Genomic DNA, 17,534 nt, shown 5'->3' on the forward strand with positions numbered 1-17,534 from the left:
CGCCCCGACCACGGGACGGGCCACGGCCCTGCGCTCGACGGGAAACGACCGGCTCCCCGCGGTCTCAGCCGCGCAGCATCTCCGCGACCTGGAAGGCCATCTCCAGCGACTGCTGGTGGTTGAGGCGCGGGTCGACGAGGGTCTCGTAGCGCAGGGCGAGCCCCGCGTCGTCGATCTCCTCGCTCCCGCCCAGCACCTCGGTGACGTCGTCGCCCGTGAGCTCGACGTGCAGCCCGCCCGGCACGGTCCCCGCGGCGCGGTGCACCTCGAAGAAGCCGCGCACCTCGTCGAGCACGTCGTCGAACCGGCGCGTCTTGTAGCCGCTCGCCGACGTGATGGTGTTCCCGTGCATGGGGTCCGTGACCCACGTGACGGGCACGCCCGCGCGCGCGACGGCCTCGACGAGCGGCGGGAGCGCGTCCCGCACGTTGCCGGCGCCCATGCGCGTGACGAAGGTCAGGCGGCCCTCGACGTCGTCGGGGTTCAGACGGCGGGCGAGCTCGAGCGCGACGTCGGGCGTCGTCGTCGGGCCGAGCTTGACCCCGACGGGGTTCGCGACGCGCGAGAGGAAGTCGACGTGCGCGCCGTCGAGCTGGCGCGTGCGCTCCCCGATCCACAGGAAGTGGGCGGACGTGTCGTACGCGTCCCCCGTGCGCGCGTCCCGGCGCGTGAGGGCGCGCTCGTAGTCCAGCACGAGCGCCTCGTGGCTGACGAAGAACTCGACCGTGCGCAGCGCGTCGAAGTCGGCGCCGCACGCGTCCATGAAGCGGATCGCGCGGTCGATCTCGGACGCCGTCCGCTCGTAGCGCGCGTAGGCGGGGTTGCGCATGAAGCCGCGGTTCCACTCGTGGACCTGGCGCAGGTCGGCGAAGCCGCCCGTCGTGAACGCGCGCACGACGTTCCACGTCGCCGCCGAGATCTGGTACGCCTGCACGAGGCGCTCGGGGTCCGGGATGCGCGCCTCGGGCGTGAACGCGTGCCCGTTGATCATGTCGCCCCGGTAGGCGGGCAGGGTCACGCCGTCGCGCGTCTCCGAGTCGGAGCTGCGCGGCTTCGCGTACTGCCCGGCCATGCGGCCCATCTTCACGACGGGCATGCTCGCGCCGTGCGTGAGGATGACCGCCATCTGGAGGATGGTGCGGATCTTGTTGCGGATCCGGTCGGCGTTCGCCTCGGCGAACGTCTCGGCGCAGTCGCCCCCCTGCAGGAGGAACGCCTCGCCCCGCCCGGCCGCGGCCAGGCGGGAGCGCAGTGTGTCGGCCGCCGCCGGCACCACGAGCGGCGCGGAGGCCGCCAGCCGGTCACGGACGGCGTCGAGCGCCGCCTCGTCCGGCCACGTCGGCTGCTGGAGCGCGACGAGCGTGCGGAAGTGGTCGAGCCCGGAGTCGGTCCCCGGCTCGCTCGTGGTGGTCATACGGCGTCCCCTGACGAGGTTCCTGGTGCGGTCGTGCCGGTCAGTGGGCCGCGGGCGCCGCGGGCACGAGCGGCTGGCCGATGCCCTCGAGGAGCTCGCCGAACCACTGCTGCGACACGTCGAACGCCTTGCCGCCGGCGATCCGCGGGAACTCGATCGCGCGCAGGCGGTCGCCGTTCTCCTCGTCGTGGCCGATGACGCCCGACTCGCCGCGCAGCGCGCACTCGACCGCGAGGTCCGTCATCGACTTGATGAGGCGCAGGTCCTCGGCGTTCGCGGCGGCCGCGCGCGAGAAGTAGCCGGACTTCTGGACCATGACCTTCTCGGCGCCCAGCTTCTCGGCGAACTGCTTGGCGAACCACTGGCCCGGGTTGACCGTGTCGAGCTTGACGTGGCCGAACGGGTCGCGCTGGACCTCCTCGCCCGCCGCCTCGAGCTGCGCCACGATCTCGTGCATGCCGGCGCCCTCGGACAGGAAGATGTTGACGTTGCCCTGCTCGTCCATGATCGCCTTGAGGCGCTCGGCCTCGGCGTCGATGTCGAGCGCGAGCTCCGGCAGGAAGACCGCGTGGACGTCCCAGCGCTCGCGCGTCAGACCGAGGGCCGGGGCCCACTCCTGGGCGTCGAGCCACTTGCGGTACTCGGCGGCGGACGCCGCGGTGAGCCACCCGCAGTGGCGCCCCATGACCTCGTGCACGATGAGCATGCGCGGGCCCGAGCGGTGCTCGCCGATGACGTTGGCCGCGAAGCCCGCCGCCTCCTCGGCGGCGGTCCACGCGCCGAGCGACTGGCGGATCGGGATAACGTCGTTGTCGATCGTCTTCGGCAGGCCCACGACCGTGAGCTCGTAGCCGTTCTCGTGGAGGTACGCGGCGAGGTCGGCCGCGGTCGTGTTCGTGTCGTCGCCGCCGATCGTGTGCAGCACGTCGACGCCGTCCGCCTTGAGCTGCTCCGCGGCGACCTGCAGCGGGTCCTGGCCCTCCTGGACGAGGCCGCGCTTGACGCAGTCGGCCGCGTTGGTGAGCTTGACGCGCGAGTTGCCGATCGGCGAGCCGCCGAAGCGGTGCAGGATCCCGGCCTGCTTGCGCCCCTCGGAGTCCACGACGATCTTCGTGCCGGTCAGCAGGCCGTGGTAGCCGTACTGGTAGGCGATGATCTCGATCTCCGGGTCGAGCTCCGTGTACCGCTCGATGAGACCCCCGACCGCGGAGGACAGGCACGGGGCGAAACCGCCCGCGGTGAGGAGGGCGACGCGACGAACCGACATGTGAACTCAGAACCTCTCGTAGGACGGATCCTGGCCGGACGGACGCGGTCCGGCGGGGTGGCGGCGACGGGGCTCGGGCCTGCGGGCCCGGCACGACCGGCCGTCGCTCAGTCTACTGACGCCGCGCCGGGCTCCGGCGGCGGTTCCGGGACCTGGACGTCGGGAGCGGGACGCCCACCGGGCGCACCGCCCGCCACCTCGGACTCGGTGTGGCCCGCCGCGAGGCGCGCCTTGGCCGTGGCCGCGTAGATGTCGACGTACTCCTGCCCGGACAGCCGCATGATGGCGTACTGGATCTCGTCGGCGACGGCGCGCAGGATGAAGCGGTCGTTCTCCATGCCGCGGTAGCGCGAGAAGTCGAGCGGCTCGCCGATGACGACCCCGATGCGCATGGGCGTGGGGATGACCTTGCCGATCGGCTGCGCGATGTTCGTCCCGACCATCGCGACCGGGACCACCGGGGCGCCCGACTCCAGCGCGAGGCGCGCGACGCCCGTCTTGCCGCGGTACAGCCGTCCGTCCGGGCTGCGCGTGCCCTCCGGGTAGATGCCGAACAGGTCGCCCTCGCGCAGGACGCGCAGGCCCGTCTCGAGCGCGGCCTCGCTCGCCTTGCCACCGGCCCGGTCCACGGGGATCGTGCCCACGCCGCGCATGAAGCCGGCGGTCAGACGCCCTTTGACGCCCGTGCCCGTGAAGTAGTCGGACTTGCCGAGGAACTGGACCTTGCGGTCGAGGACGAGCGGCAGGATGAACGAGTCGATCACCGCGAGGTGGTTGCTCGCGAGGATGGCACCGCCCTCGTCCGGCACGTGCTCGACGCCCCGCGTCCAGGGACGGTACAGGAGCCGCAGGATCGGGCCGACCATCACCTGCTTCATGAACCAGTAGAACAACGTTCCTCCTCGCGGGGTCCCGGCGCGGGACGTGCATCCGACTCTAGAGTGATTCCCATGGCCGCACCGAACGCCCAGCCGGACTCCCCGCAGCCCGACGACGTCCCCGACCCCACGCCCGACGACGCGGCGCCGGGTGCGGACCACCCTGTCGCCGCCGACGGGGAGGCGACGGCGCCGCACGACGAGGTGCCCGAGCCCGCGCTCGACGTCGACGCCCGGTGGGCCGGCATCGTGGCCGAGCTCTCCGAGCTCTCCGATCTCGACCGCTCCGACCCGGGCGCCCGGCCGGGCGACGATCCTGGGGCCCCGGAGGACCCGGCGGCCGGGACGACCGAGGGCTCCCCGCGCAGCGGCCGCGACGTGCTCGGGTCCGTGCCCGTGGCGCCCTGGGTGCGCCCGACCGGCCCGCGGGACTGGCCCACGACGCCCGAGGTCGAGGACCTCGAGGAGGCCGAGAGCCACTTCGTGCCCCCGGACCCGCCGCTCGTCCTCGGGCGCGACCCGCTCCTGACGATGGCGTGGGCGCTCGTCGTCGGCGTGCCGATCCTGCTGCTCGTCGTGCTCGTCGTGGCGCGCCCGTACCCCGTGATCGTCGCGCAGGTGGGCGGCGGCGCCTTCCTCGTGGGGCTGGCGATCCTGCTCTGGCGCATGCCGCACCGGCGGGACGACGACGACCGGGGCCCGGGCGCCGTCGTCTGACGCCTGCGCCTCCCCCGCACCGCGCCCGCGCCGCCCGTCAGCGGCGCGCCAGGTCCGCGGCGCCGACGATGCCCGCCTCGTTGCCGTGCTCGGCGAGCTCGATCCGCGCCTCCGGGCGGTGCCCGCGCGCGGAGAGCTGGTCGGCGAACGCGCGCCGCACCGGCTGGAGCAGGAGGTCGCCCGCCGCACCGACGCCGCCGCCGATGACGATGAGCTCCGGGTCGAGCAGCGCCGTGACCGACGCCGCGCCCTCGCCGATCCAGCGGCCGAGGTTCGCGAGCAGCTCGACCGCGAGGTCGTCGCCCTCCTGCGCGGCCTGGGTGATCTGGGGACCGTTGAGCTTGTCCGGGTCGCCGCCGCAGATCTCGAGCAGGCGCGTCGCGCGGTCCGGCTGGGCGATGAGGGCGTTCTGCCCGTCCCGGACGAGTGCGCGCCCGGACGCGTACTGCTCCCAGCAGCCCTCGTGGCCGCAGCCGCAGTAGTGCCCGCCCGGGACGACGCGCATGTGGCCGACCTCGGCCGCGACGCCCCACTTGCCCCGCACGAGCTCGCGGTCGACGACGATCGCGCCCCCGAGCCCCGTGCCGACCGTGAGCATGAGCATGTCGGTCGCGTCGCGCGCGACGCCGAACTGGAACTCCGCCCAGCCCGCCGCGTTCGCGTCGTTCTCGACGACGATCGGGACGTCGACGTCGCCGATGAGCTCACGCACGTTGCGCGCCAGCGGGTACTCGCGCCAGGCGATGTTCGGCGCGAAGAGCACCGAGGTGCGGTCGGGGCTGACGAAGCCGGCCGCCGCGAGGCCCATCGCGCCGACCTCGTGGTCGGCCGTGAGCTCGGCATAGACGTCGGCGATCGCGCGGTCGATGCTCGCGACGTCGTCGGGCTCGGTGTCGCGGCGCGTCTGGACGAGGATCTCGCCCTTCTCGTCGACGACCCCGGCCGCGATCTTCGTCCCGCCGATGTCCACCCCGATGGCGTGCATGTCCCGTCCTCTACTCGCTCGGTTCCGCTGACTGCAAGGTCTCGCTGCGGGTGCTCGCCCGCTCACGGACCACGCACGACGACGGGGCCTCGACCCCGCGCCACGGGTCGGGCCACCGGAACTCCGCGCCCGCGCGAAACGTTGCGCAAGCAGCGCACAGCACCTGAAGCCTACCGACAACGGCAGGTCTCGGGCACACGCCGCCACTGGGTAGGGTTCTCCCACCGTCGACTACTGCCACTGGAGCCAGAATGGACGAGATCAGCGCCCCACGGATCGTCGAAGTCGATCCCTCGAAGAACCTCAACGACCTCCTCGCGAGCCGCGTCGCGGCCGACCCGGCCGCGCCGATGGTCGAGCGCCGCACGGGTGCCGACGGTGCGTGGCAGGCGCTCAGCGCGCGCGAGTTCGACGCCGAGGTCGTCGCCGTCGCGAAGGGTCTCGTCGCCCGCGGCATCGAGCCCGGCGACCACGTGGGCATCATGTCGCGCACGCGCTACGAGTGGACGCTCCTCGACTGGGCGACGTGGGCGGCGGGCGCGGTGCCCGTGCCGCTCTACGAGACGTCGAGCCCGGAGCAGGTGCAGTGGATCCTCTCGGACGCGGACGTGCGCCTGCTCGTCGTGGAGACCGAGGCGCACGCGGCGACGGTCGAGGAGGTGCGCGACCAGGCCCCCGGGCTGCGGGACGTGCTCGCGATCGACTCCGGCGCGATCGCCACGCTCACGGCCGACGGCGCCGGCGTGGACGACGCCGAGATCGTGCGCCGGCGCGGCCTCGCCGACCTCGCGGACGTCGCGACGATCATCTACACGTCCGGCACGACGGGCCGCCCCAAGGGCGCGGAGCTCACGCACCAGAACTTCTACTCCCTCACGGTCAACGCCGTGGACGCGGTGCCCGAGGTCTTCGGGGAGCCGGGCGGCCGCACGCTGCTGTTCATGCCGCTCGCCCACGTGTTCGCGCGGTTCATCGGCGTGCTCGTCGTGGCCGGGGGCACGGTGCTGGGCCACACGCCGGACACGAAGACGCTGCTCGAGGACCTCGGCACGTTCAAGCCGACGTACATCCTCTCGGTGCCGCGCGTCTTCGAGAAGGTCTACAACTCCTCGGAGCAGAAGGCGGCCGCGGGCGGCAAGCTGAAGATCTTCCACTGGGCCGCCGCGACCGCGATCGCGTACTCGCGCGCGCTCGACGAGCCGTCCGGGCCGGGCGTCGGGCTACGCCTGCAGCACAAGATCGCCGACGCGCTCGTCTTCAAGAAGCTCCGGCACGCGCTCGGCGGCCGCGCGAAGTACGCCGTCTCCGGCGGCGCGCCGCTCGGCGAGCGCCTCGGCCACTTCTACCGCGGCATCGGCGTGCGGATCCTCGAGGGCTACGGCCTCACCGAGTCGACGGCACCGACGAGCGTCAACCGCCCGGGGAACACGAAGATCGGGACCGTCGGCGAGCAGCTCCCGGGCTGCGGCGCCCGGATCGCCGAGGACGGCGAGATCCTCCTGCGGGGCGACCACATCTTCCGCGGCTACCACAACAACGAGCAGGCGACCGCGGACGCGTTCGTCGACGGCTGGTTCCGCACCGGCGACCTCGGCTCGCTCGACGAGGACGGTTTCCTGCGCATCACCGGGCGCAAGAAGGAGATCATCGTCACCGCCGGCGGCAAGAACGTCGCGCCCGCCGTCCTCGAGGACCGGATCCGCGCGCACGCGCTCGTCTCGCAGTGCGTCGTCGTGGGCGACCAGAAGCCGTTCATCGGCGCCCTGGTGACGATCGACCCGGAGGGCCTGCCCGGCTGGGCCAGCATGCACGGCAAGGAGTCCCTGACCGTCGAGCAGGCGGCCAAGGACCCGGACGTCCTCGCCGCCCTCGACGCCGCGGTCACGCGCGCGAACCAGGCTGTCTCCCGCGCCGAGTCGATCCGCAAGTTCACGGTCCTCACGACGGACTTCACGGTCGAGAACGGCTACCTCACGCCGTCGCTCAAGGTGAAGCGCAGCGAGGTGCTCAAGGACTTCGCGGCCGACGTCGAGGCGATCTACGTCGACGGGCCCGCGCCCGTCCGCTGACACGGTCCGGGAACCCCGTCCCCGCGCACCACGGCCCTCCCCGGCAGCACGCCGGGGAGGGCCTCGTCGTCAGCGGCGGGCGAGCCGCGCCAGGAGCGCGCGGGCCGGGACGCACGCCGCGCCCATCGCCTGCACGTCGTCGGCGACGGCGCGGTCGCTCGTCACGACGACGACCGGTCGTCCGGGCGGCTCGGCGGCGACCAGGCGCCGGATGAGGTCGTCCGCGATCTCCCCCGAGGAGAACAGCACCCGCACGCCGCGCGGGGCGTGCACCGGCCGCGGGCCGCCGTCGGCGCCGTCGAAGCACACGGTGACCTCCGTGCCGGCGGCGGCCACGCGGAGCAGGCCGGCGAGGAGCCGGTCGCGCTGGTCCGCGAGCGACAGCTCGCCGTAGCCCGTCTTCGTCACGTTGTAGCCGTCGACGACGAGGTGCGTCCGCGGCACCGACAGCAGGTCGTCGACGAGCGCCGGGTCGTCCGCCGCGCGGCCGCGCGACCCTGGCCGGGTGCGCGCCGCGTCCGGCAGCCCGGCGGCGACGTCGTCCGCCGGGGTCGTGGTCGACGGGCCGAGCGCGAGCTCGCGCCGGAGCCCCGCCGCCGCGTCGACCACCGTGTCGAGCAGGAGGCGCGCCCGGGCCGTCGCGAGGTCGGCCGACGACGTCCGCGCCCGGCGCGCCTCGTCCCGCTCCGCCCGCGCACGGGCCCGGTCGACGGCGGCCGCACGACGCTCCTCGCGCGCGTCGCGCAGCGCGGCCTCGGCGACGTCCCGCTCCCCCTGGGCCGCCCGCTCGGCAGCCCGCGCCTCGGCCCGTGCCCGGTCCGCGTCGGCGCGCAGCCGCCGCTCGGCCCGGCGTACCGCGGCGAGCTCGGCCGTCGCGGCCTCTGCGCGCGCGTCGGCGTCGCGGACCCGCGCCCGGAGGTCCTCGACCTGGCGGGCGAGCCTGTCGCGCTCGCCGCGGAGGCGGGCCGCGTCGTCCCGGGCCGACCGGTCCGCCCGGAGGGTGTCGTCGAGCGAGCGCGCGCGCTCCACCTCCGCCTGCCAGCCGTCGGGCCGCAGGAGGAAGGCTCCCGCGGCTCGTTCACGCACCTGTGCCGGGGACAGGTCGTCCGGTGGCGCGGAGCCGGGCTCCGGCTCGCTCTCGTGCTCGCGGGACCAGGCCGCGGCGACCGCGTGCCGGAACGCCGCGTCGTTGGCCAGGGCACGCCACAGGGGCGCCGCTCCCGCCGTCGCGCGCCGACGAGGCGCGAAGGCCCGCACCCGCTGGAGCGCGACCGGGACCAGGGCCGTGTCGAGCGCGCCCAGCGCGTCGGCCGCGGCGGCCACGAGCAGGTTCCGGACCGACGGCGGCACGTCCGGCTCCGCGGGCAGGGCGTCCTCCGGTCCGTCGGCCACCATGCGCCGCGCCTCCTCCGCACCGCGTCCACGGGTCGCCCCGGGCGCTTCGTCCATGATCGTCCCGATTCTCTCGCTCCCACCCTATGCCGCCCGGGGACCCGGACCGGGGCTCCCGGCCCTCGTGTCGGCGGGCGGCCGACGGACCTCGCGGCGGTGGTGTCGGTGGCCCTCGCTAGCCTCGCCGCCATGTCGTCCGGACCCGCCCTCGCCGCCCCCCGCGCCGGGTCCGCACCGCAGGGCGCCCCCGTCCAGCCCACGCTGGAGGACCTGGGCACGCCGCTGCACGAGGTGACGTTCGTCGTCGTCGACCTCGAGACGACCGGCGGCTCCCCCGCGGGCGCCGGGATCACGGAGATCGGCGCGGTGAAGGTGCGAGGCGGCGAGGTGCTCGGCGAGTTCCAGACGCTCGTCGACCCGGGCGTGCCCGTGCCCGCCTTCGTCGCGCGGCTCACCGGCATCACGTCGTCGATGGTCGCCACCGCGCCCCGCATCGAGGCCGTCCTGCCCAGCTTCCTCGAGTTCGCGCGCGACGCGGTGCTCGTCGCGCACAACGCCCCGTTCGACATCTCGTTCCTCAAGGCCGCGTGCCGCTCCGCGGGCTACGACTGGCCCGGCAACCAGGTGCTCGACACCGTGCCCCTCGCACGGCGGGTCGTCACGCGCGACGAGGCGCCGAACCACAAGCTCGCGACGCTCGCGGCCCTCTTCCGTGCCACGGTGACGCCGGACCACCGCGCGCTCGCCGACGCACGGGCCACCGTCGACGTGCTGCACGCGCTCCTCGGCCGCCTCGGCCCGCTCGGCGTGACGCACCTGGAGGACCTCGCCGGGGCGACGGACCCCGTGCCGCAGGACGTGCGCCGCAAGCGCCACCTCGCCGACGGCCTGCCGGACGCGCCCGGCGTCTACCTCTTCCGCGGCCCGGGCGACGAGGTGCTCTACGTCGGGACGTCGACGTCGATCCGGCGCCGCGTGCGGTCGTACTTCACGCGCTCGGAGAAGCGTGGGCGCATCACCGAGATGGTGCGCATCGCGCACGCCGTCACGCCCGTCGTGTGCGCGACGCCGCTCGAGGCGCAGGTCCGCGAGCTGCGCCTCATCGCCGAGCACGCCCCGCGGTACAACCGCCGGTCGCGGCACCCGGAGCGCATGACGTGGGTCCGGCTCACCGACGAGGCGTACCCGCGCCTCTCGCTGGTCCGCGACGTCCGCGCACCGGCGGCGCACATCGGCCCGTTCGCCTCGCGGCACCAGGCCCAGGCCGCCGTGGACGCCCTGCACGACGCCTTCGCGCTGCGCCAGTGCACCCGCCGGCTCCCCGTCGTCGCCTCGCCCGGTGCGACGGCCTGCGTGCTCGCCGAGATGGGCCGCTGCTCGGCCCCGTGCACGACCGCCGCGCGCGACACCGGCTACGGGGACGTCGCGGCGGGCGTGCGCGAGGCGTTCGAGGGCGACCCGTCGCGCGTCGTCGCCGAGCTCGGGCGCCGCATCGTGGCCCTCTCGCGCGACGAGCGCTTCGAGCAGGCCGGCGAGCTCACCCAGCGCCTGCGCGCCTTCCTCACGGGCGCGGCGCGGGCGCAGCGACTCGCCCCGCTCGCCGCGTGCGCCGAGCTCGTCGCCGCGCGCCCGACGGACGCCGGCGGGTGGGAGGTCGTCGTCGTGCGGCACGCGCGGCTCGCCGCGACGGGTGTCAGTGCGCCCGGGACGGACCCGTGGCCGCTCGTGCACGCGCTCGTCGCGACGGCCGAGACCGTGGCACCGCCCGTGCCGCCGGCCCCCGCGAGCCACCCGCACGAGGCCGAGATCCTGCTGTCCTGGCTCCAGGAGCCCGGGGTGCGGATCGTCGACGTCACGGGTCCGTGGGCGTGCCCGGTCCGCTCGGCGGGGTCGCACGTGGACCTCGCGGCCACGGCCCGCCACGTCGCGCGCCACGCGGACCCCGAGAGCGGCGCCGACCTGGCGCACGCGACCGCCGGGCCGACCGTAGAGTGGTCGCCTGACGACGACCCGTCCCCGGAGGAACCATGCTCACCGCCATCGTCCTGATCGACACCGACCCCGCACGCATCCCCGAGGTCGCGTCGGAGGTCGCGGACCTGCGCGGCGTCAGCGAGGTCTACTCGGTGACGGGCAAGGCGGACCTCGTCGCGATGGTGCGGGTCCAGGAGCACGACCAGCTCGCCGACGTCATCGCGGACCGGATCAGCAAGGTCCAGGGCGTCGTGCGCACCGAGACGTTCATCGCGTTCCGCGCCTACTCGAACGTCGACCTCGAGCAGGCGTTCGCGCTCGGCCTCGACGACTGACCGGCCGTCAGTCGCGCGCCGCGGCCTCCGCCCAGCGGGCGAGCGCTGCGCGCGCGGCGCCGGAGTCGACGCTGCGGGCCGCGACGTCGTAGGCCGCGCGGAGCCGCTCGACGAGCGACCCCTCCGCGGTCCCGGGCAGCGTGCCGTCGGCGACGAGACCCGCCGCCGCGTTGAGCAGCACCGTCTCGCGCACCGCGCCGGGCTCGCCCGCGAGGAAACGGCGCGCGACGTCGGCGTTGTGCGCCGCGTTCCCGCCGCGCAGGTCCTCGACCGTGACGGGCGTCAGACCGAGGTCGGCGACGGGGTCGAGGCGGCGCTCCGTCACGGCGCCGTCGCGCACCTCCCACACCGTGGCGCCGCCGGTCGCCGCGAGCTCGTCGAGGCCGTCGTCGCCGCGGAACACGAGCGCCGACGTGCCACGTCCGGCGAGCACGCCGGCGATGAGCGGCGCCATCCGGGCGTCGGCCACGCCGATCGCCGCCGCACGCGGCTGCGCCGGGTTCGTCAGAGGGCCGAGCACGTTGAACGCGGTCGGGATGCCGAGCTCCTTGCGCGCGACGCCGGCGTGCCGCATCGACGGGTGGAACACCATGGCGAAGCAGAAGGTGATCCCTGCCTCCTGCACGATGCGCGCCACGCGGTCGGGCCCGTGGTCGAGCCGGATGCCGAGCTCCTCGAGCACATCCGCGGCGCCCGACGACGACGTCGCAGCGCGGTTGCCGTGCTTGACGACGCGCACGCCCGCACCCGCGATGACGAGCGACGCCATGGTCGAGATGTTCACGGTGTGGGCGCGGTCGCCACCCGTGCCCACGATGTCCACGGCGGGCCCGTCCACGGAGAACCGGCTCGCGTGCGCGAGCATCGCGTCCGCGAGGCCCGTGAGCTCGGCGACCGTCTCCCCCTTCGCCCGCAGCGCGACGAGGAAGCTCGCGAGCTTCACCGGCGAGACCTCGCCCGACATCACCTGGTCCATGGCCCACGCGGTGCGCTCGGCGTCGAGGTCGTTCCCCGCGACGAGCTCGGTGAGCAGCCCGGGCCAGGTGAGCCCCGCACCCGTCGAGTCGCTCGTGGTCGAGGCGGCAGGGTGCGGGGTGGCGGTCACGGGTGGCCCTTCGGCTGGTCGGTCTCCTGGTCGGCTACCGCGTGCCGGAGGCGCGCAGCAGGTCGGCGACGGCGCGCTGGAGGGCGACCGCGTCGAACGGCCGGGGCACCGCGTCGTCGGCGAGCGACCACGATGCTAGCCAACCGTCCTGCGGCCTGCCGGTGAGGACCAGGACCGGCGGGCAGGCGTAGATCTCGTTCTTGAGCTGGCGGCACAGACCCATGCCCCCGGCCTTGTCGGCCTCGCCGTCCAGGACCAGCAGGTCCCACCCGCCGGCGTCCGCCGACGCCACGACCGCCGCCGGGGTGGCCACCTCGTGCCACTCGATCTCCGGCTGCCCCGCGCCCAGCCGCCGCCCGACGGCGAGCCGCACCTGCTCACGCACGGTCACGTCGTCGCTGTAGAGCAGGATGCGCGGCGCGCGCGGGGTCACGTCCGTGTCCCCGTGCGTCGTCGTCACGGTCGTCGTCATCGTCGTCACCGTCGCCTTCGTCGTTCCCTGGGATGGGCCCGGGAGCGCGTGCCGCCGCGTGTGGCGGACGCAGGTCCCGACTGGCATCTTGGCACGTCGGAGGGCTTCGCAGCACCCCTGGGGCGGGTCGCGCGCCGACCGGCGCCGGACCGGGGACCAAGGGCCCTGGCCCGTGCGGCGGGCACACCGGTTTCATGGCACTCGGACGGTTTCCGTCACCAAGTGCAGGTCTCCGTGGGAAGTTCTGGAGACATTGTGAGATTCACCGCCTCCGGGCGGCCGTCTGCGTGCCGCGAAGCTGAGGTTCGTCGGCCATAATGGCTCCTGTGTCGACCGCAACGGCTGCCCCCCACGCCCATCAGCACGTGAGCGTCAACCGACCGAACCCCGTCTCGGTCGGGACGATCGTGTGGCTGGCCAGCGAGCTCATGTTCTTCGCCGGCCTCTTCGCCATGTACTTCACGGTCCGCTCCGTGATGCCCGCCGACGAGTGGGCCCTCGAGGCGGACAAGCTCAACCTGACCTTCGCGGCGATCAACACGACCGTCCTGGTGCTGTCGTCGGTGACGTGCCAGATGGGCGTGTGGGCCGCCGAGCGCTTCCAGCCCGTGCGCACCGGCTCGATCTTCCAGGTGAACCGCTGGGGGATGAACGAGTGGATGACGCTGACGTTCCTCATGGGCGCGTTCTTCATCGGTGGTCAGATCTTCGAGTACGCCGAGCTCGTCGAGCACGGCGTGTCGATCTCCTCGACGCCCTACGGCTCCGTCTTCTACATCACGACCGGGTTCCACGGCCTCCACGTCGTCGGCGGCCTGATCGCCTTCCTGTTCCTTCTCGGCCGCTCGTTCTCGGCCAAGAACTTCGGGCACCACGAGGCCACGACGGCCATCGTCACGTCCTACTACTGGCACTTCGTCGACGTCGTGTGGATCGCGCTGTTCTTCGTGATCTACATCTTGCGCTGACGACCCGCCCGGGGTCCGCCCCGGACCGCCCACCCGCCCCCTGCTCCCCCACCTGCGAGACGAGGATCATTTCGTGAAGGCACTCGCCGCCCGCAGACACCACCGCTTCGCGCCGGTCGTGCTGCTGCTGCTGGCGCTGCTGGTCACCGGTGGCGTCTACGCCGCCTTTGCCCCGACTTCGGCCAACGCCGAGACCGCCAGCACCGAGGACATCGAGACCGGCCAGAAGCTGTTCCAGGCCAACTGCGCCACGTGCCACGGCCCGAACGCCGAGGGCACGGCCACCGCGCCCTCGCTCGTCGGTGTCGGCGCCGCGTCGGTCGACTTCCAGGTGTCCACCGGCCGCATGCCCATGCAGATGGACGGTCCGCAGGCCATCCAGAAGCCGCGCCAGTTCGACGAGGAGCAGACGGCGCAGCTCGCCGCCTACGTCGCGTCGCTCGGCGCCGGCCCCGCGATCCCCACGGACGAGCAGGTCGACGCCGCGCTCGGCGACCCGGCGAACGGTGCCGCGGTCTTCCGCACCAACTGCGCGATGTGCCACAACGCGATCGGTGCGGGCGGTGCCCTCTCCGAGGGCAAGTTCGCTCCCCCGCTGTGGGACACCTCGGAGCGGAACATCTACCAGGCGATGCTCACCGGTCCGCAGTCGATGCCGGTCTTCAACGACGCCACCGTGACGCCGGAGGAGAAGCGGGACGTCATCGCCTTCCTCGCCGAGCAGCGTGACGGCTCGGCTGGCGGCCTGTCGCTCGGGTCCCTCGGCCCCGTCAGCGAGGGTCTGTGGGCCTGGATCGTCGGAATGGGCCTCCTCATCGGGGCCGCAGTGTGGATCGGAGCGAAGTCCTCGTGAGCGACTACCAGAGCCCCCGCTCGTCCGAGTCCTCGCACCGCGAGGTCGGGCACCGCGAGGAGCACGGCACCCTCGACACGTTCCCGGACCCCGGTCTGCCGGAGCACAAGAGCCGGATGGCCGACCGAGACCCGAAGGCGTCGAAGCGCGCCGAGCGCCAGGTCGCCGCTCTCTTCGGGATCTCCGTCATCGGCACCATCGCGGCCCTCGTCGTCTACTTCGTGATCCCGCCGGACGGGACCACCGCGGGCGTGCGCCTGTCGACGGTGACGCTCGGCGTCGCCATCGCGTTCGCCCTCCTCGGCATCGGCCTCGGCGCGGTGCACTGGGCCAAGGTCCTCATGTCCGACCACGAGAAGGTGGACGAGCGCCACCCCATCGCGAGCGACCCCGAGACGCGCACCGCCGCGCTCGCCGAGCTCGACGCGGGCGTCAAGGACTCGGGCATCGCCCGCCGCGGCGTCCTCAAGGGCGCGGTCATCTCCGCCCTCGCGCTCTTCCCGCTCACCATCGCGGTCCCGCTCATCGGGAGCGTCGGCGGCGACTGGAACGTCTCGAAGTTCAAGCACACCCTCTGGCAGCGGGGCACGCGCCTCGCGATCGACCCCTCGGGCCGGCCCATCAAGGCCGCCGACGTCACCATCGGCTCGGTGGTCCACGTCATCCCCGAGGCGTCGCAGGAGGAGATGCAGTCCCACGAGTGGATCACGGAGAAGGCCAAGGCCGTCGTCCTCCTGGTCCGTCTCGACCCGCGCGACATCGTGTCCGAGCAGGCCCCCGCCGGGGAGAGCTGGTCGTACGACGGCATCGTCGCGTTCTCCAAGATCTGCACGCACGTCGGCTGCCCCGTCGCTCTCTACGAGCAGCAGACGCACCACCTGCTGTGCCCGTGCCACCAGTCGACGTTCGACGTGGCCGACAGCGCCAAGGTGGTCTTCGGCCCCGCGAAGCGGCCCCTGCCGCAGCTGCCGATCACCGTTGATGACGAGGGCTACCTGGTTGCGCAGAGCGACTTCCACGAGCCCATCGGCCCGAGCTTCTGGGAGCGTCTGAAGTGACCACCAGCACCGGAACCGCCGCACCTCGGGCGGCCGCACCGAAGTCAGCCGCGCCGACGACCCCCGCGGGGAAGGCCGCGGACTACCTCGACCAGCGCACCGGCATCGGTGTCGCCGTCAAGGAGTTCGCCCGCAAGGTCTTCCCCGACCACTGGTCGTTCCTCCTGGGCGAGATCGCGCTCTACTCGTTCGTCGTCCTGATCCTCACCGGCATCTTCCTGACGATGTTCTTCGTCCCGAGCATGTCCCTGGTGACCTACCACGGCGAGCCCGCCTCCATGGACGGCGTGCTCATGTCCGACGCTTTCGCGTCGACCCTGCACATGTCGTTCGAGGTCCGCGGCGGCCTGCTCATGCGGCAGATCCACCACTGGGCCGCGCTGATCTTCATGGCGTCGATCGTCACGCACATGATGCGCGTGTTCTTCACGGGCGCGTTCCGCAAGCCCCGCGAGGTCAACTGGCTGGTCGGCATGCTGCTCATGATCATGGGCCTCGCCGCCGGCTTCTCCGGCTACTCGCTGCCCGACGACGTCCTGTCGGGCAACGGCCTGCGCATCACCGACGGCGTGGTCAAGGCGATCCCGCTCATCGGCTCGTACATGTCGTACTTCATCTTCGGCGGCGAGTTCCCGGGCGAGCACATCATCCCGAGGCTCTTCACGGTCCACATCCTCCTGGTGCCCGGCCTGATCCTCGCGCTCGTCGCGCTCCACCTGTTCTTCGTCGTGCTGCACAAGCACACGCAGTACCCCGGTGGCGGCCGCACGGACACCAACGTGGTCGGCTTCCCGCTGTTCCCCGTGTACGTCGCGAAGGCCGGCGGCTTCTTCTTCGTCGTGTTCGGCATCCTCGCCCTCATGGGCGGCACGATGGCGATCAACAACGTGTGGAACTACGGCCCCTACGACCCGTCCCCGGTGTCCGCGGGAGCCCAGCCCGACTGGTACATGCTGTTCCTCGAAGGGTCCTTGCGACTCATGCCGGGGCAGACGGAGTTCGTGATCGGCGGCTACACGCTGTCGCTGAACGTCCTCATCCCCGCGGTGGTCGTCCCGGGTCTGCTGTTCACGTTCCTCTTCGTCTACCCGTTCCTCGAGTCCGCGGTGACGAAGGACAAGCGTGAGCACCACGTCCTCGACCGTCCGCGCAACGTGCCCGTCCGCACCGGCCTGGGCGTCGCCTTCCTCACGGCGTTCATCATCCTGGCGCTCGCGGGGTCGAACGACCTCATCGCGACGCACTTCCACATGTCGATCAACACGATCACGTGGGCCTTCCGGATCCTGATCTTCGTGGGTCCCTGGTTCGCGTTCTGGGTCACGAAGCGCATCTGCCTCGGCCTGCAGCGCAAGGACCGCGAGCTCGTGCTGCACGGCCACGAGACGGGCCGGATCGTCCGGTTCGCGCACGGCGAGTACATCGAGGTGCACCGTCCGCTCGACGAGCAGGAGCGTTGGCTGCGGGTCAACTACTCCGCCCACGCCCCGCTCGAGATCGAGCCGGCGACGGACTCCCGCGGCGTGCGCCGCAAGGGCTACAAGAAGGACAAGCGCCTCCAGCGCCTGTCGCGGTTCTTCTACGAGGACCGCATCGAGCCCGTGACGCCCGCCGAGCTCGCCGCCGCGCACTCGCACGGCGAGCACGACGCCCTCGAGAGCACCAGCCGCGAGCAGATCGAGGCAGGCACCGCCCCTGTCGGCGGCGGTCGAGACCTCGTGGAGCCGGAGAAGGGCGCCGACGAGCGCTGACCCCGAGGTTCCTGCACAGTAGGACGATGACCCGCGACCAGCCCCCTCTTCCCGGTGGGCAGGTCGCGGGTCATCGTCGTCTCTGCCCCGGGGGCGCCGCAGCGCCCGCCTGAGGCGGCAGGGACATCGTCAGCTCACGACCCAGGGACCGTCGGGCGACCTCCGGCGGTCCGTACCAGGAGGTACATCCGGATGCCCGCTTACACTCTCCCCGAGCTGTCCTACGACTACGGTGCGCTCGAGCCGCACATCTCCGGGCGGATCATGGAGCTGCACCACTCCAAGCACCACCAGGC

The 17,534-nt window shown here is 73.1% G+C and carries 15 protein-coding genes and 1 pseudogene; 9 read left to right on the top strand and 7 right to left on the bottom strand.

Annotation, left to right across the window (positions count from 1 at the left end; genetic code table 11):
* Nucleotides 1-64 precede the first annotated feature (64 nt).
* The 3 genes from ABIE39_RS18360 to ABIE39_RS18370 form a co-directional block, all read right to left on the bottom strand.
* Nucleotides 65-1,414 carry a class II 3-deoxy-7-phosphoheptulonate synthase gene (locus ABIE39_RS18360; RefSeq protein ID WP_209829630.1) on the bottom strand — a complete coding sequence of 450 codons (1,350 nt, stop codon included), beginning with the start codon at nt 1,412-1,414 and terminating at the stop codon, nt 65-67.
* Between the two features lie 40 nt (nt 1,415-1,454).
* A complete protein-coding gene (locus tag ABIE39_RS18365; protein WP_074807116.1) occupies nt 1,455-2,681 on the bottom strand; it encodes a pyrophosphate--fructose-6-phosphate 1-phosphotransferase in 1,227 nt (408 codons plus the stop codon).
* A 107-nt stretch (nt 2,682-2,788) separates the two neighbouring features.
* The gene (locus ABIE39_RS18370) at nt 2,789-3,574 is read right to left on the bottom strand and encodes a lysophospholipid acyltransferase family protein (protein WP_228075234.1); all 786 of its coding nucleotides are present in this window, start codon (nt 3,572-3,574) and stop codon (nt 2,789-2,791) included.
* A 57-nt stretch (nt 3,575-3,631) separates the two neighbouring features.
* Here ABIE39_RS18370 and ABIE39_RS18375 point away from each other — a divergent pair, with 57 nt between their 5' ends.
* Entirely contained in the window at nt 3,632-4,276 is a 645-nt protein-coding gene (locus tag ABIE39_RS18375) for a hypothetical protein (protein WP_175010090.1), read from the top strand.
* 37 nt (nt 4,277-4,313) lie between these two features.
* Here the strand turns inward: ABIE39_RS18375 and ABIE39_RS18380 are convergent, their stop codons facing one another.
* Complete coding sequence (locus ABIE39_RS18380; protein ID WP_043658218.1) at nt 4,314-5,261, bottom strand: ROK family glucokinase; 948 nt, start codon at nt 5,259-5,261, stop codon at nt 4,314-4,316.
* A gap of 251 nt (nt 5,262-5,512) precedes the next feature.
* Here ABIE39_RS18380 and ABIE39_RS18385 point away from each other — a divergent pair, with 251 nt between their 5' ends.
* The gene (locus ABIE39_RS18385; protein ID WP_175010091.1) at nt 5,513-7,330 is read left to right on the top strand and encodes an AMP-binding protein; all 1,818 of its coding nucleotides are present in this window, start codon (nt 5,513-5,515) and stop codon (nt 7,328-7,330) included.
* A 69-nt stretch (nt 7,331-7,399) separates the two neighbouring features.
* Here ABIE39_RS18385 and ABIE39_RS18390 read toward each other — a convergent pair whose 3' ends face one another.
* Nucleotides 7,400-8,725 carry an NYN domain-containing protein gene (locus ABIE39_RS18390; RefSeq protein WP_186810516.1) on the bottom strand — a complete coding sequence of 442 codons (1,326 nt, stop codon included), beginning with the start codon at nt 8,723-8,725 and terminating at the stop codon, nt 7,400-7,402.
* A gap of 186 nt (nt 8,726-8,911) precedes the next feature.
* Here ABIE39_RS18390 and ABIE39_RS18395 point away from each other — a divergent pair, with 186 nt between their 5' ends.
* The gene (locus ABIE39_RS18395) at nt 8,912-10,771 is read left to right on the top strand and encodes a DEDD exonuclease domain-containing protein (protein WP_175010093.1); all 1,860 of its coding nucleotides are present in this window, start codon (nt 8,912-8,914) and stop codon (nt 10,769-10,771) included.
* Nucleotides 10,750-11,031 (top strand): Lrp/AsnC family transcriptional regulator, encoded by a 282-nt coding sequence (locus ABIE39_RS18400; protein ID WP_034654744.1) that lies wholly within the window; start codon nt 10,750-10,752, stop codon nt 11,029-11,031. Before ABIE39_RS18395 ends, ABIE39_RS18400 begins: the two co-directional genes overlap by 22 nt.
* 7 nt (nt 11,032-11,038) lie before the next feature.
* On the opposite strand, the gene trpD is transcribed toward ABIE39_RS18400, so the two are convergent.
* Together trpD and ABIE39_RS18410 are read right to left on the bottom strand one after the other, a co-directional pair.
* Nucleotides 11,039-12,136 (bottom strand): anthranilate phosphoribosyltransferase, encoded by a 1,098-nt coding sequence (gene trpD / locus ABIE39_RS18405; protein ID WP_175010094.1) that lies wholly within the window; start codon nt 12,134-12,136, stop codon nt 11,039-11,041.
* 34 nt (nt 12,137-12,170) lie between these two features.
* Nucleotides 12,171-12,608 carry a response regulator transcription factor gene (locus tag ABIE39_RS18410; protein WP_168946288.1) on the bottom strand — a complete coding sequence of 146 codons (438 nt, stop codon included), beginning with the start codon at nt 12,606-12,608 and terminating at the stop codon, nt 12,171-12,173.
* A 317-nt stretch (nt 12,609-12,925) separates the two neighbouring features.
* On the opposite strand from ABIE39_RS18410, the gene ctaE reads away from it, so the two are divergent.
* From ctaE to ABIE39_RS18435, 5 genes and pseudogenes are all read left to right on the top strand, one after another.
* Complete coding sequence (gene ctaE / locus ABIE39_RS18415) at nt 12,926-13,576, top strand: aa3-type cytochrome oxidase subunit III (RefSeq protein ID WP_074807129.1); 651 nt, start codon at nt 12,926-12,928, stop codon at nt 13,574-13,576.
* 73 nt (nt 13,577-13,649) lie between these two features.
* Nucleotides 13,650-14,429, top strand: a complete 780-nt coding sequence (qcrC, locus tag ABIE39_RS18420; protein WP_021481149.1) for a cytochrome bc1 complex diheme cytochrome c subunit — start codon at nt 13,650-13,652, stop codon at nt 14,427-14,429.
* Nucleotides 14,426-15,487, top strand: coding sequence for a cytochrome bc1 complex Rieske iron-sulfur subunit (qcrA, locus tag ABIE39_RS18425; RefSeq protein ID WP_255437401.1), 1,062 nt, complete (start codon nt 14,426-14,428; stop codon nt 15,485-15,487). The genes qcrC and qcrA overlap by 4 nt, the downstream gene beginning before the upstream one ends.
* Nucleotides 15,484-17,238, top strand: coding sequence for a cytochrome bc1 complex cytochrome b subunit (qcrB, locus tag ABIE39_RS18430; RefSeq protein ID WP_074807136.1), 1,755 nt, complete (start codon nt 15,484-15,486; stop codon nt 17,236-17,238). The genes qcrA and qcrB overlap by 4 nt, the downstream gene beginning before the upstream one ends.
* Nucleotides 17,239-17,430: 192 nt before the next feature.
* Nucleotides 17,431-17,534, top strand: a pseudogene (locus ABIE39_RS18435) (superoxide dismutase); the annotation flags it as partial.

This window comes from Cellulosimicrobium sp. 4261, assembly GCF_040546915.1.
Taxonomy (GTDB): domain Bacteria; phylum Actinomycetota; class Actinomycetes; order Actinomycetales; family Cellulomonadaceae; genus Cellulosimicrobium; species Cellulosimicrobium cinnabarinum.

Excerpts from the sequence above, each read along its gene's own strand:
- ABIE39_RS18380 (WP_043658218.1), bottom strand. The coding sequence starts at position 5,261 with ATGCACGCCATCGGGGTGGACATCGGCGGGACGAAGATCGCGGCCGGG.
- ABIE39_RS18410 (WP_168946288.1), bottom strand. The coding sequence starts at position 12,608 with ATGACGACGACCGTGACGACGACGCACGGGGACACGGACGTGACCCCG.
- ABIE39_RS18375 (WP_175010090.1), top strand. The coding sequence starts at position 3,632 with ATGGCCGCACCGAACGCCCAGCCGGACTCCCCGCAGCCCGACGACGTC.
- ctaE (WP_074807129.1), top strand. The coding sequence starts at position 12,926 with ATGGCTCCTGTGTCGACCGCAACGGCTGCCCCCCACGCCCATCAGCAC.
- ABIE39_RS18385 (WP_175010091.1), top strand. The coding sequence starts at position 5,513 with ATGGACGAGATCAGCGCCCCACGGATCGTCGAAGTCGATCCCTCGAAG.
- ABIE39_RS18395 (WP_175010093.1), top strand. The coding sequence starts at position 8,912 with ATGTCGTCCGGACCCGCCCTCGCCGCCCCCCGCGCCGGGTCCGCACCG.
- ABIE39_RS18390 (WP_186810516.1), bottom strand. The coding sequence starts at position 8,725 with ATGGTGGCCGACGGACCGGAGGACGCCCTGCCCGCGGAGCCGGACGTG.
- ABIE39_RS18365 (WP_074807116.1), bottom strand. The coding sequence starts at position 2,681 with ATGTCGGTTCGTCGCGTCGCCCTCCTCACCGCGGGCGGTTTCGCCCCG.
- ABIE39_RS18400 (WP_034654744.1), top strand. The coding sequence starts at position 10,750 with ATGCTCACCGCCATCGTCCTGATCGACACCGACCCCGCACGCATCCCC.
- ABIE39_RS18360 (WP_209829630.1), bottom strand. The coding sequence starts at position 1,414 with ATGACCACCACGAGCGAGCCGGGGACCGACTCCGGGCTCGACCACTTC.